15 protein-coding genes and 2 rRNA genes are annotated in these 13305 nt (G+C 62.2%); 10 read left to right on the forward strand and 7 right to left on the reverse strand.

The genetic code is table 11. The annotated features are described in order from the left end of the window. From G9C82_RS20640 to G9C82_RS00015, 4 genes are all read left to right on the forward strand, one after another. Positions 1-183, forward strand: a 23S ribosomal RNA gene (locus tag G9C82_RS20640); the annotation flags it as partial. Between the two features lie 136 nt (positions 184-319). Further along, positions 320-442 (forward strand): 5S ribosomal RNA (gene rrf / locus G9C82_RS00005). Between the two features lie 189 nt (positions 443-631). Then, on the forward strand, positions 632-1051 hold the full coding sequence (locus tag G9C82_RS00010; RefSeq protein ID WP_004960664.1) for a CopG family ribbon-helix-helix protein: 420 nt from the start codon (positions 632-634) through the stop codon (positions 1049-1051). Between the two features lie 100 nt (positions 1052-1151). Further along, complete coding sequence (locus G9C82_RS00015) at positions 1152-2063, forward strand: PLP-dependent cysteine synthase family protein (RefSeq protein WP_127013040.1); 912 nt, start codon at positions 1152-1154, stop codon at positions 2061-2063. Between the two features lie 33 nt (positions 2064-2096). On the opposite strand, the gene G9C82_RS00020 is transcribed toward G9C82_RS00015, so the two are convergent. The 4 genes from G9C82_RS00020 to cyaB are packed head-to-tail and all read right to left on the reverse strand — an operon-like array spanning position 2097 to position 5703. After that, entirely contained in the window at positions 2097-2636 is a 540-nt protein-coding gene (locus G9C82_RS00020; protein WP_127013041.1) for a DUF5804 family protein, read from the reverse strand. Positions 2637-2663: 27 nt separating this feature from the next. Next, positions 2664-3851: a tRNA sulfurtransferase gene (locus G9C82_RS00025; protein WP_007190077.1), complete on the reverse strand. Its 1188-nt coding sequence runs from the start codon at positions 3849-3851 to the stop codon at positions 2664-2666. A gap of 47 nt (positions 3852-3898) precedes the next feature. Beyond that, entirely contained in the window at positions 3899-5101 is a 1203-nt protein-coding gene (locus tag G9C82_RS00030; RefSeq protein ID WP_127013042.1) for a methionine adenosyltransferase, read from the reverse strand. A 59-nt stretch (positions 5102-5160) separates the two neighbouring features. After that, the gene (gene cyaB, locus G9C82_RS00035; protein WP_127013043.1) at positions 5161-5703 is read right to left on the reverse strand and encodes a class IV adenylate cyclase; all 543 of its coding nucleotides are present in this window, start codon (positions 5701-5703) and stop codon (positions 5161-5163) included. A gap of 80 nt (positions 5704-5783) precedes the next feature. Here cyaB and G9C82_RS00040 point away from each other — a divergent pair, with 80 nt between their 5' ends. The 3 genes from G9C82_RS00040 to G9C82_RS00050 all read left to right on the forward strand — a co-directional run bounded on the left by G9C82_RS00040 (position 5784) and on the right by G9C82_RS00050 (position 8203). Continuing rightward, positions 5784-6812: a threonine/serine dehydratase gene (locus tag G9C82_RS00040; protein WP_011223511.1), complete on the forward strand. Its 1029-nt coding sequence runs from the start codon at positions 5784-5786 to the stop codon at positions 6810-6812. A 79-nt stretch (positions 6813-6891) separates the two neighbouring features. Then, complete coding sequence (locus tag G9C82_RS00045) at positions 6892-7836, forward strand: peptidylprolyl isomerase (RefSeq protein WP_011223510.1); 945 nt, start codon at positions 6892-6894, stop codon at positions 7834-7836. Between the two features lie 166 nt (positions 7837-8002). Then, complete coding sequence (locus G9C82_RS00050) at positions 8003-8203, forward strand: hypothetical protein (RefSeq protein WP_004960683.1); 201 nt, start codon at positions 8003-8005, stop codon at positions 8201-8203. Positions 8204-8205: 2 nt separating this feature from the next. Here G9C82_RS00050 and G9C82_RS00055 read toward each other — a convergent pair whose 3' ends face one another. Beyond that, positions 8206-8835, reverse strand: coding sequence for a hypothetical protein (locus G9C82_RS00055; protein ID WP_004960685.1), 630 nt, complete (start codon positions 8833-8835; stop codon positions 8206-8208). A 28-nt stretch (positions 8836-8863) separates the two neighbouring features. Then, positions 8864-9490, reverse strand: a complete 627-nt coding sequence (locus G9C82_RS00060; protein WP_127013044.1) for a CDP-4-dehydro-6-deoxy-D-gulose 4-reductase — start codon at positions 9488-9490, stop codon at positions 8864-8866. Between the two features lie 193 nt (positions 9491-9683). On the opposite strand from G9C82_RS00060, the gene G9C82_RS00065 reads away from it, so the two are divergent. The 3 genes from G9C82_RS00065 to pyrI all read left to right on the forward strand — a co-directional run bounded on the left by G9C82_RS00065 (position 9684) and on the right by pyrI (position 12378). Further along, positions 9684-10841 (forward strand): VCBS repeat-containing protein, encoded by a 1158-nt coding sequence (locus G9C82_RS00065; RefSeq protein WP_004960690.1) that lies wholly within the window; start codon positions 9684-9686, stop codon positions 10839-10841. Between the two features lie 158 nt (positions 10842-10999). Next, positions 11000-11914: an aspartate carbamoyltransferase gene (gene pyrB / locus G9C82_RS00070; RefSeq protein ID WP_004960692.1), complete on the forward strand. Its 915-nt coding sequence runs from the start codon at positions 11000-11002 to the stop codon at positions 11912-11914. After that, entirely contained in the window at positions 11911-12378 is a 468-nt protein-coding gene (gene pyrI, locus G9C82_RS00075; protein ID WP_004960695.1) for an aspartate carbamoyltransferase regulatory subunit, read from the forward strand. The genes pyrB and pyrI overlap by 4 nt, the downstream gene beginning before the upstream one ends. Before the next feature lie 21 nt (positions 12379-12399). Here the strand turns inward: pyrI and G9C82_RS00080 are convergent, their stop codons facing one another. Beyond that, complete coding sequence (locus G9C82_RS00080; RefSeq protein WP_049939149.1) at positions 12400-13266, reverse strand: DUF58 domain-containing protein; 867 nt, start codon at positions 13264-13266, stop codon at positions 12400-12402. Positions 13267-13305: the final 39 nt, after the last annotated feature.

Raw genomic sequence — 13305 nt, forward strand, 5'->3', positions numbered from 1 at the left:
GCACGTGCCGGGTAGCCACGCCACACGGGGTAAGAGCTGAACGCATCTAAGCTCGAAACCCACTTGGAAAAGAGACACCGCCGAGGTCCCGCGTACAAGACGCGGTCAATAGACTCGGGGTGTGCGCGTCGAGGTAACGAGACGTTAAGCCCACGAGCACTAACAGACCAAAGCCATCATTCATACGCACTGTGACTCATTCACCGACGATTTAACTCGTCGCTGAACGAGTCCAGGCGCAAACTGGATCGCACGTAATCACACGGTGGAAAAGTTGATCGAGACTGGTACTATCGCGGTTCGATTCCGTGACTCGACGTTAGGCGGCCACAGCGGTGGGGTTGCCTCCCGTACCCATCCCGAACACGGAAGATAAGCCCACCAGCGTTCCGGGGAGTACTGGAGTGCGCGAGCCTCTGGGAAACGCGGTTCGCCGCCACCATTCATACCTATCAAGCCCACTCAGGAGAGACATCTCTCCCGAGTGGGCTTTCTGTATTTAAACAGTCACATCAAGTCGACAAGCCAGTCGCCGTAGCTTGAGAGACGAAGCGGCAGCGCTATCCGAAGGAATGCCAGTCTGTGCGGAGAGATATGAACTATTAATACTCTAACGGCGCTCAGTTAATATATGGGCGTTGTAAGTATCTCGATGCCGGACGAGCTGGAGGAGCGAATCGACACGTTCGCCGATGAACATGGGTACACGGGTCGCAGCGAAGTTGTTCGAGAAGCAGTCCGGAATCTGATGGGAGAGTTTGAGGACAAGCGGCTGGAAGACCGCGAACTGATGGCGGTCGTCACTGTGTTGTTCGACTACGAGACGACAACCGTCGAGGAGAAAATGATGCATCTCCGCCACGACCACGAGTCCATCGTCGCGTCGAACTTCCACAGCCACGTCGGCGACCGGTACTGTATGGAACTATTTGTGCTGGAGGGCCAGTTAGAGGACATCTCTGCGTTCGTCGGTAAAGTCCGAGCCACGAAAGACACGCTGTCAGTCGATTACTCGGTGCTGCCGGTCGACGACATAAATATGTTCACGTGAGACGGTGTCGACGCCGGAAAGGACTGCCGCGTCTCGGAAGTCCACGAACCGTTTGAGACCTTCAGTAGGCGTTTAAGTCGGGGCCGCGTAGCCGGCGGCGATGAAAGACTCTATTCTCGATACAATCGGGTCCCCACTGGTCTCGGTTCGCGCACCGGAGGGGGCAACCGTTGCAGCGAAGATCGAGTCGTTCAATCCCGGTGGGTCCGCGAAGGACCGGCCGGCGAAGTACATGATTGACGACGCCGAACGAAACGGCTCGCTCCAACCGGATGATACGCTTGTCGAGCCGACGAGTGGGAACACTGGCATTGGGATGGCGATGGTCGGGGCAACGAAGGGGTACGACGTGGTGCTAGTGATGCCGTCCTCGAAGTCGCCGGAGCGCCGGCAGATAATGAAGGCGTACGGCGCGGAGATCGAACTTGTCGAGGGTGATATCTCCGACGCGAAGGAGCGCGCAAACGAGCTATGCGAGCGCGATGACTACGTCCAACTCCGGCAGTTCGAGAACCCGGCGAACCCGACAGCGCACTACGAGACGACGGGCGAGGAAATACTTGAACAGGTGGGCGACCGGACTGTCGACGCGCTGGTGGCCGGTGTCGGCACCGGCGGGACACTCACCGGCACCGGCCGTCGACTGCGGGACGCGTTTCCTGGGATAGACATCGTCGCGGTCGAGCCGGCGGACAACGCTGTGCTTTCGGGGATGGAACCGGGCACTGGCGAGGATAGCTTTCAGGGAATGGGGCCGGGATTCGTCAGCGACAACTTAGACACCGATCTGCTGGACGACGTGATGACGGTCGAACTCCCGGACGCGGAAGACGAGTGCCGCCGCCTCGCCCACGAGGAGGGAATCCTCGTCGGCCAGTCCTCGGGTGCGTCGAACCTCGCGGCAAGAGAGTTTGCTGAGCAACTCATCAGGGACGGTGTTGACGACCCGCTCGTCGTCACAGTCTACTGGGACAGTGGTGAGCGATACATGTCGACCGGAATGTTCGACTGAAAACGGTCTGTCTTGCGCGCAGCGTGACCCGACTCAGGCCCCGAACTCCGACTCGGTCACTCTAACGATGAGCGTTTCGTCCACATCTTGGAGGTCGTAGTCGGGAATCGTGTCGCCAGTCCGTGTCAGGAGCATCGGCTCGACCAGTTCCGGTGGGCCGTCGGCTTCCATCGCCTGCGTGTCGGGCGTTGACTCTCCTTCCGTCGGGCCTTCATCGTCAGCGTCGCTGGTCCTGTCCGGGTCGACGATGCCGTACACCTTGAGAAAGCGCCCGGTCTCTTCGGGCGCGATGTCGTCGTCTCGTATCGCTGCGGCGAGGTTTCGAGAGAGCCATTCCGTCTCACTAATTGACGGATCACGAACGAACGCGGCGTCAGCGAAGCGAACGAGATACCAGTTCAGGTCGTTGAGCAGCGCCACCGCCGCCCCGAGGCTCACGGTGTCGACGGCGACGGTATTCGCAAACGGTTCCTGCAGGTCGTAGGTGGCGAGTGCGTTCCGTGCGGTCTCGCGAGAGAGGAGTTCGTATCGAAGATTCACGTCGTCGCTCCCGACGAGACAGACCTGCGTCATGGCTCAACCCTGGCCCGCCCCGGAAATTTAGCTTTCGATGGGGACGACAGTACGGTCCTGGGCGCAGGCTTCGGCGCGCTCGAACAGGTCGTCGGGTTCGGCTACCCGAACCGCCTCTAGCGAGGCATTGGTTTCCGGATGTGATGGCGCGACGCGGTTGCAACCGGTGTCGATTGTCGAATCCTCAAAGGTCTCGATGGTTCGCGCATGATCGGTTATCTCGGACTTGTCGACGGTGAGGTTCGGTCGGTACACGGGGAGTGTGGTTGCGGCATCGGTGACTGCGATGTTCGCGCTCGTCTGGCTGGATTTCTGCCCAATAGCTTCGCCGGTGACGATGCCGACAGCGTCGCAGTCGTGCGCGATAGCCTCAGCGACTGCGAGCATGAACCGGCGGAGAACGAGCATTCGGAGCGACCCGAGATTTTGAGAGAGGTCGGTGACGACGTCACCGGCCTCAACGACGTTGACGGACAGGTCGTGCCCGGGTGCGTACGAGGCGAGTGTTTTGACGGTCGAAACGGCTCGTGCCCGGTGGTCGGGGCCGCCGTAGTCACCGAGGTCGACGTAGACTGGAATCACGGGTGCGCCGCGTTTCATGAGCTTCCAGGCGGCGACCGGCGAGTCGATACCACCGCTGATGAGGGCAACGACGGGCCGCTGGGTCCCGAGTGGGAGTCCGCCCGGGCCCGAACGTTTCTCACAGAAGACGTACGCCTCGTCGGCGCGACACTCGACGAACAGTTCGAAATCGGGGTCGTTGAGGTCGACGGCGGGCTCGCCGCCCAGTTCTTCAATTGCCTCCCAGACGGCGGTCCCACCATCGGATTCGATGTCCGTACTCGAAAAGGGGTGTGCGTCTGCTGGCCCTGCCCGGCGAGCGTTGACAGCGAAAGTGCCGCCGTCGTGCTGTTCTCGTGCGGTCGCGGCCAGTGCCGTTTTGATTGCAGACAACGTCGGATCGACGGTCGTGACCGCCGAGGCGGAGGTGACGCCGAACGTGTCGGCCGCGGCTGCGGCCACACTCTCTGGCTGGTCAGTATGGATGAACAGCCGGTTCCGTCGCTGTTCGATGCCTCCTGACAGGTCGCGCGCGTCGAGCATCGCGCGGAGATTGTCCGCCAGTTGCTGCTCCATCTTTCGACGGACTTGGTTGCTCTTGACGCCGAGTTCGCCGTGGCGGACGAGCACGCTGTCGGCGTCTGGCGGATGCATGCCAGCGAGTTGACTAGCAGTGAGTAAAGGGGTGTCGCCTCGCCGTCTCAGAACGTGGAGAGGTCGCCCTCAATGACCTGCCGCGTGATGTCGGTCACATCGGCCAGTTCGTCGTCGATTGTGGCCTGAATGTCTGCTTCGACATCGCCGACCGCAACGCCGTCTTCGGTGACGACCGTCGCGTCAGCAACGTGGGGCTCGTCAATCGGCGACCCGATCTGTGAGAGCAGGCGCATCTGGACCTGTCGGATGCCATCGACTTCATTTGCGACGGACTGTGCGATTTCTGTCGAAAGGAGATTGTAGATCTTCCCGATGTGGTTGACTGGGTTCTTGCCAGATGTCGCTTCCATGCTCATCGGGCGGTTCGGCGTGATGAGGCCGTTCGCGCGGTTCCCGCGCCCGACAGAGCCGTCATCGCCTTGCTCGGCGCTTGTCCCGGTGGTGGTGAGATAGATGGACTCGGCGTCGTAATCGTCGGCCGTGTTGACGTGGACCGTTACGTCTCGGTCGGTGTACTCTTCGGCGAGGTCAGTAACGAACGCTCGCACGTCCGAAACGGCAGTTTTGTACGCATCGAGGTCCAGGACGTGTTCGTCGACCATCGCAACGGCCACAGTCACGTCGATGTGGTCGCCCTCGCGCTTGCCCATCACCTTCACGTCTTGGCCAACGACTGGGTTGGACTCGGCGTACTCGCCGGTCAATTTCTGCTCGGTGTTGCGGACGATCTGTTCGGTTTCCGTTAGCGGGGCGTGGCCGACACCGTAGCTGGTATCGTTTGCCATCGGAATTGCTGCTTCCTCACCGAACACGGTCTGGAGGTCGCCTGACCCTTCGCCGAACTGAACGTCAACGATGACGTCGGAGCCGAGATCGAGGTGGGGGAACTGCTCGTCGAGGTAGTCGCGTGCGGCCCGGAGGGCGATGCTTTCAGCCGGGATACGCTCGCCGTCGAACTTCTTCGTCGCTCGACCGACGACCAGAATGTAGATCGGCTCAAGCACTTCGCCGCCGCCGTACGCAGGGGCGGCAGTGCCGGCGACGAGCTGTGTCTCGTCTGTGTTATAGTGCAAGACTGTGCCGAACCGGTCGATGTACGTCTGTGCCAGTGCACGTGAAACCGTCTCTGCGATGCCGTCACAGATGGAGTCCGGATGGCCGATACCCTTGCGCTCTACGACTTCGATGTCCTGATCTTCGACTGCGAGTCCGCTTGCAGGTTGGACGTGGATGTTCCGCTCAGTCATTGACTCGACTTCGTCTGGCCGGGTTCTATAACTTACGGGAACAGATAACAGCGGAATGATTACTCGTTCGCATCGCTAAGTAGCATCCCGAGATAGGAGGTCCGTTGCTGGTCGTTGGGGTTCAGACTGAGGTCCCGAAGCACCTCGTAGGCTCCTTCTCGAACGGGTTCGATATCGCCGTCGGTTTCGCGCTCGACTTCGACGAACTCGCCGACATCGTCGACAGCGTCGAGGGTGACATCGTACTCTCGGACCTCGTAGACTCGGCGGTTCTTCCGGACCGTCGCCGCGGGCTCGAAGCCGAGGTGCTGGACGATAGCGTCGATGTGGTCGCCGTTCTCGACGCCCGTTTCGAACTCTTCTCGGCTCTTCGACTCCGCTTCGAGGAGTGGCCCCTTGTAGGTGACTTTCGTGTTCGTTACCCCTTTTCTTGTTTCACGGCGGACCCGGAACGCCTCGTCTGTCTCGGCGAAATCCCGGTGGGGCGCATCGTAGTACGTGTCCGTCTGTATCACCGTATCGACCTGTTCGGCTCCGAGCTCGTCGAGTCGCTCCGCGACAGCCTCGATATCCGCCGGCACTTTCACCTCGACTTCGTACATACTGTGTGGCTGGGCCGGGCCGCTGAAAAACACTCCCGTCGACCGCGCCCTTTACTGTCTCCGCTCTCCCGGGTAGTAGTATGGCCGGTCGCTACGAACCGATCGACTCCCCGGACGAGACGACCCTCTTTCCGTACCACGACCTGACGCCGCCGACAGTTGCAACGGTCGCGCGCGCCCGGCAACGCATCCGACAGCACCTCCCGGAGACGCCCCTGGTCCGAAGCGAAGCCCTCTCCGAAGCCCTCGACGCGGATGTCTTGCTCAAGCGAGAAGATACGCTCCCGACCGGCGCGTTCAAAGTCCGCGGCGGGGTGAACCTCGTCGCGTCCCTCGACGAGGAGTTCCACGACGCCGGACTGCTCGCCGCGAGCACGGGAAACCACGGCCAGTCTATCGCCTGGGCCGGGCGTGAGTTCGACGTACCCGTTACTATCGGCGTCCCCGAAGAAGCCAACGCCGGAAAGGTCGGCGCGCTGGAGCAACTCGGCGCAGAAGTCATCCAGTACGGCGAGGACTACGATGAGGCCCGCGAACACATCGAGGACTTGGCGACCCAGCGCGAGGCGCGCTACGTCCACTCGGGCAACGAACCGAAGCTGCTCGCCGGCGTCGGCACGGCGGGGCTCGAAATCCTTGACGAGCGCCCCGACGTCGACCGTGTGTTCTGCCCCGTCGGCGGCGGCACCGCCGCGGCCGGGTACTGCACTACGCTCGGGGCGATGACCGACGCCGATGTCGTCGGCGTGCAGGCTGCGGGCGCGCCCGCGGTGTACCGCGCTTGGCAGGACGAGACGCTGGACGCCCTCGACAGCGTCGACACTATCGCCGAGGGTGTCGCAACCCGGGTTCCGTTCGCGCTCCCGACCGAAATCCTGCAGGCGGGACTCGCCGATTTCCGACTCGTGTCCGAAGACGCCATTACCGATGCCGTGGCGCGCCTGTTCGAAACAGACCGCATCGTCATGGAAGGGGCCTGTGCGACGGCTGTCGCCGCAGCGATTCAGGCTGGTGACGAACTACGGGGCGAGACGGTCGTCCTTCCCATTTCGGGACGGAACATCGACCGAGAGAAGTTTGACCGACTGCTGGCCGAAAGCGAGTACTAGCCGACCACTTCCGAAGTTCTTCGACCGCTACTGACCGGGAAACGTTGTCCTTAAGAGTGCCACGACTGACGAACAGGGTATGAGCAACGAGTCTGAGACCGACGTAGACGAGGAGACCGCAGACGAAGAAGAACAGGCCGAGGGACTCCAGAAGGGCGATGTCGTCAAGCTCGCCTACACTGCCCGCACCGTTGACGGCGGTCAGCTTGTCGATACGACCGACGAGGAAGTCGCCGAGGACGACGGTATTGATACCGAACAGCAGGAGTTCGGTCCGCGAACCATCGTGCTGGGTGAGAACCACATCTTCCCGGATGTCGAGCAGGACATCTACGGGAAGGAGGTCGGCGACGAGGGTGACGTGACCGTTGCGGCTGCCGACGCCTTCGGCGAGTACGACGAGGAAGAGGTCCGGACGGTTTCGAAGGACAAGATCCCCGAGGACGACCGCTACCCCGGCGCGCACGTCGACCTCGAGGGCGAACACGGCCACGTCGAGACCATCATCGGCGGCCGCGCGCGAGTGGACTTCAACCACCCGCTGGCCGGTGAAGACGTCGAGTACGACTACGAGGTCCTCGAAGAGGTCACGGACCGCGAGGAGAAGGCACAGGGCATCATCCAGATGATGCTCGACATGGAACTCGACGTGTGGTTCGAGACTGACACCGTCGAGGAAGAACAGCTCGTCGAGAGCGAGGACGAGGATGAAGACGAAGAGTCCGAGCCCGAGTACGAAACCGTCGAAGTCGAGAAAGAGACGCTCTACATCGAGGCGACGCCGCAGCTGACGATGAACCAGCAGTGGATGATGGGCAAACAGCAGATCGCCCAGCAGCTCACGCAGCTACTCGATATTGACCGCATCATCGTGCAGGAAGAGATCGGTGGCGGCGGCATGGGCATGCCCGGCATGATGGGCGGCATGGGCGGTGCCGGCGGTGCTGACATCGAAGACGCGCTGGAAGACGCCGACGTTGACGCCGAGGAGATCGTCGAAGAGATCGAAGGCGCCGAAGAGTAACTTCGTCGCGAGCACGCCGAGCGGTTCTACGGTGCTGAGCGATAGCGAACGGGGTTGCGGTATCGAGCGGTAGCGGGCGGTTTTACCGTTCTAGGCGCTAGCAACTGCCACTTTCTGACGGCCAATACGGGAGAACCGTTATACGCACGACACGTCATCACTACGCATGCGAGTGTCGCTGGTGTACCCGTCACTGCTCGCGCTCCCGCCGGGAATCGCGTTTGGCGTCGGCACGGTCGTGCTGACTGGAAGCACCGGCGCAGGATTGGCAGCAGGCGTTGGCGTTGGTCTCGGACTATTCTTGTTGATACTCGTCGGCACTGAGTTCGGCTCGACGGACAGAGAGCCACGGCCCGGCGGCGAATAGAATCAGGCGATGTCGCGGCTCGTATCGATGCTGACCTCTTCGACGAGATTGAGCTTGATGATATCAGTGGGAGCGCGCCCGCCGCGGAACTTCGGAATCGCGAGCCGGTTTTCGACCTCGTCACCGTTCGTTGTGGTGTTAAGCTGGAACACCACGTCAGCGAAGTGCTCGGTCGTATCTCGAAGCGGTGGCACGTCACGGCCGTCGAGACAGTGGACGATAGCGAGGCTCCCGGTGTTGACGATATGGTTCTGCAGGTCGTTCATGAACGCGCGAAAGCGCGAGTGTGGCTCTTGGGCTTCCAGCACGTCGAGCGGGTCGACGATGAGGTTTGAGGTCTCCGGCAGTGCCGAGACGAGCTTGCCGGCGTTGTCAAGCGGCGCTTCGCCGGAGATGTGCCGCACTGTCGGGTCGCCGGTATTGGCCGGCGTCTGTTCGATGCTCGCGATGACTGATTCGGCGGTCCGGTCGAGCGACAGCCACAGCGTCCCGCGCGTGGCGGTAAGTTCGTAGAGGAACAGCTCCGCTTGGCTAGCCGGCTGGGCAGAGAGCACGACGATACTCCCCGCAGGGATGCCACCATCGAGCTTTCTGTCGAGGACATCGATGCCCGTTCGCAACCGGTTGGCCATACCACTGAGAGCTTATTTACCCACGAGATTAAGTATTCCGCTTGGCGAGAACGTTCGCCATCTCGACGTATTTTGCCACCGCCCGGTCCGATTCCAACGGCCTCGACACCGATGGAACGTGAACCGTTCCCGAGCAGGACAGCAGGTCCGATGGGTCCACGGACCCGTCACCGCCGACGAGGACTGTGAGGGCGGGCGGCGCGTCAAGCGCACGGGCAATCGCCGCGGTTTTGGCTGTGTCGGTGAGGCTCTGTCGGGTTGGTGCACTCACAAGCACTGTCCTGTCGGCCGCCCGTAGCGGCTGGGCGGCATCCGGGCCAGCGCCGGCTGGACAGTCGAGTACTACAGGGCCATCACACCGAGACAGACTGTCAATAGCATTGTCGATAGCGGCTCCGGGTGCGGTCTGACAGGGAAGTACGTCGACGTTCTCGACGGTCGTGGCGGGCTGGGCAACTGCGGTCGGCTCAGCCGAGGCTGTGATATCAGCGATTCCGGGTGTCGGAGCGACGCCAGCGCGACGGTGGAGGTTCGGCATGTCGCGGTCGGTGTCCACGACTAGCGACCGCCGGGTGGGCGTTCCCAGTGCCTGACCGAGCCCGAGGGCGATGATCGTTTTGCCACAGCCACCCTTGCCGCCAGCGATTGCGAGCATAGTGAGGGTGGACTGCCTATCGGTTTTGAATCCTCGTACTATGAATCACAAACAGTGACCGCAAAACTGGGCCGGAAGGTCTGACTTACGTCGGTTGGCTGTTGCCTACCCTTACGCGCTGGGTTCCATTGTCGGGCGCAGTTTCAGGTTGTGGCCGCTGTCGGCCGGTGTTAGCCCGGCTATAACAATACCGATGTACCCGAAGGGCTGGGACATGAACCTACATCACGAGCGCATCGAAGCCTCGCCGCCGGCGAGTACGATGAGCTTCTGTCTCACAACCGACCTCACGGGGAACGGCCGACCGGACGTCATCGTCGGGGCGCTCGGCGACACGCACGAGGTCCAGTTCCCACTCGTCGACAAGTCAGTCGACTTGCTGTCCGTATTCGGTATGGGGCCGCTGGCTCGCTGGCTCCAGACGAACGTGTTCTGGTACGAAAACCCCGGCTGGGAGCGCCACGACGTTGCCAGCGCACCGGAACTATCCGTCGGTGGCTCGCTTGGTGACATCACGGGGAACGGCCGACCGGATATGGTCGCCGGCCAGAACATCCACCAGCACAAACTGTGGTGGTTCGAGATACCGGACAACCCACGGAAGCAGTGGACGCGCCGGCTCATCACCGACGATTTCGAGAAATATCACGACACCGCTGTGGCGGACGTGGACGGCGATGGACAGAACGAGGTCGTTGGGCTGTCCCAGGAGTCAAAGACAGTGTTCTACTACGATATTCCTGCGGACCCGACGCGAGAACCGTGGCCGGTGGCCAACCGACACGTCGTCGCCGAGGACCTCGATGTTGAGGGCGTCGCTGTCGAGGACATTGACGGGGACGGTGCGGTCGAAATCGTCGCCGGCCCCAACGTCTTCCACCGGACGGCCGACGGATGGGACCGGGAGCCAATCGCCGAGGACTGGCAGTGTACTCGCGTCGCTATCAAGGACGTTGACGGCGACGGCGACCTAGAGATAATCCTCGTCGAGGGTGACGAACCGTATCTCGACGACCGCCCGGCCAGGCTGGGCGTGTTCGACCCACCCGAGTGGGACCTGACCCTGCTGCACGACGACCTTTCGAACCCGCACAGCCTCGACGTGGCGGACTTCGACGGTAACGGTAATCCCGATATCTTCGTCGCAGAAATGGGTCTAGAGGACGGACACGAACCGCGACAGCTCGTGTTCCACAACGACGGCGCGGGGAATTTTGAGCAGAAGGAACTGAACACCGGCATCCCCACCCACGAGGCGAAGGTCGTCGACCTCGACGGTGACGGCGTCCCGGACATCGTCGGCAAGGCGTACACCGAGCCCCGCGTCGATGTCTGGCAGAGCAACCCCTGACGAGTCGCCTCGTCGTGTTATTTTGGCCGCTACGCTCCCTCTGGCCTTGCTTTCGAACCCAGCGACGATGTTCCTGAAGCCGAACCTGACGATGTAAGTGACCGTTCAATTCCCGTGTCGGGGGATTCAAGAGCGTCCGGAGCGCGGTATCGAGTGAAATGCGGCACGACCACATCATCAGCGCGAAACAACTCTCGCGGGGCGACATCGAGACGGTGCTCGACCACGCGGCTGACATCGCGGCTGACCCGGGAGCGTTCGCGGACCGGCACAGCGACACGCTGCTTGGCCTCCTCTTTTTCGAGCCGAGCACCCGGACGAAGATGAGCTTCACAACGGCGATGAAACGCCTCGGCGGCGACATCGTCGACATGGGCTCTGTCGAGTCCTCAAGCGTGAAAAAAGGCGAGTCACTGGCTGACACTGTCCGCGTCGTCGAGGGGTACACCGACGCGCTCGTGCTCCGGCACCCGATGGAGGGTTCCGCGAAGATGGCGAGCGAGTTCGTCGACGTGCCGCTCGTCAACGCCGGCGACGGGGCCGGTCAGCACCCGACACAGACGCTGCTCGACCTCTACACGATCCGTGAAAACGCCGGCTTCGACGACTTGACTATCGGCATCATGGGCGACCTGAAGTACGGACGAACCGTCCACTCGCTGGCCCACGCACTCACGACCGTCGACGCCAGCCAGCACTTCATTAGCCCGGAGTCGCTCCAGCTTCCGCGGTCGGTTCGCTACGACCTCCACGAGGCCGGCGCAGGCATCCGCGAACACACCGAACTTGACGACATACTCCCGGAACTGGACGTGCTCTACGTGACCCGCATCCAGGCCGAGCGGTTCCCCGACGAGAGCGAGTACCGCGAAGTCGCCGGCCAGTACCAGATCGACGGCGACACGCTTGCGGCGGCCAAAGACGACCTGACCGTGATGCATCCGCTCCCACGCGTCGACGAGATCGCTCACGACGTCGACGAGACCACCCACGCACAGTACTTCCAGCAGGCCCACAACGGTGTTCCCGTACGGATGGCGCTGCTTGACCTGATGCTCGGAGGCGACCAATGAGCGACAACGACCAGCAACTCCGCGTTTCGAAGATCCAGAACGGCACCGTCATCGACCACATCGCGGGCGGACAGGCGCTAAACGTCCTGGCGATTCTCGGCATTGACGGCACCAGTGGCGACTCCGTCTCCGTCGCGATGAATATGCCCTCGGACCGCCTGGGTCACAAGGATGTGGTCAAGGTTGAGGGCCGCGAACTCTCACAGAACGAGGTCGACGTGCTCTCGCTCATTGCCCCTGCGGCGACGATCAACATCATTCGCGACTACGAGGTTGTCGAAAAAGGCCGCGTCGAGCGCCCGTCGGTCGTCGAGGGCGTCCTCGAATGCCCGAACCACAACTGCATCACGACCGAGAACGAACCCGTCGACTCGCGCTTTGCCGTCGGCGACGACGGTGTCCGCTGTGAGTACTGCGATACGATCATCCGCGATGACCTGCCGGCACACATCCTCGCAGAGTAAGCCGACCTTGCTGCCGCTTTGCTACTGTAGCCAGATGCTCGCAAACGAGTCGAAGTAGTCTTCGCCGGTATTGATCAGTACGTGGTCTGCACCGAGTGCCGTAACGCGGTTTGACACCGAATCGATGTGGGCGTCGAGCCGCGACTGGTACGTCTCCGCCAGCGAGCCGCTGAAATACGATCGGCGTGTCTCGTCGCTCTCGGGGTCGGCAAACAGCACGTCACCGACGACGCCAGGGTCCCGTTCCGCTGGCGCGACCACGCGGACCAGCAACACGTCGGCGTCGTTGCGTGCGAGCGCGGCGATACCGGATTCGAGTGCCTCCGGGTCGGCCAGACAGTCGCTGAAGACGACGACGAGCGAGCGCGACCGAATGCGTTCGGCGTACGCTTCCAGCGCGGATTCGAAATCGGCCGTCCCGCCGGGCGTCATCTCGTTCAACTGGTCGATGAGCGAGAGGAGTTCGCCGCGGTTCGACTGGCCGGTATCGATCCGGTTCACACGGTCGCGGAACGTGCAGAACTGGAAGTCGTTGTTTTCCTCCGCGGTAAGGTAGGCGAAGCCGAGCCCGAGCTTGGCGGCGTACTCGAACTTGTGACTCGTCGCGTCGCCGTAGTCCATCGACGCGCTCGTGTCGACGAGCAGGTGGACGGTCAGGCTCCGCTCTTCCTCGTACTGTTTGATGAAGTATTCCTCCGTCCGGGCAAACAGCTTCCAGTCGATCCGTCGCGTGTCGTCCCCCGGCGAGTACCGCCGGTAATCGCTGAACGTGAGCCCCTCGCCGACCCGCGGGGACTGCTGGTCGCCCTGCCGAATCGAGGTCGTCTGGCGGTTCAGCGCGGCGGTGAACCGGCCGAGTTCGTCGAGAAAGTCCGGTTCGATAGTCACGACTGTCCCTCCCATTCTTGCTGTGCCGCCCGCTGAACC

The organism is Haloarcula sp. R1-2, assembly GCF_011627385.1.
GTDB lineage: Archaea > Halobacteriota > Halobacteria > Halobacteriales > Haloarculaceae > Haloarcula > Haloarcula marismortui.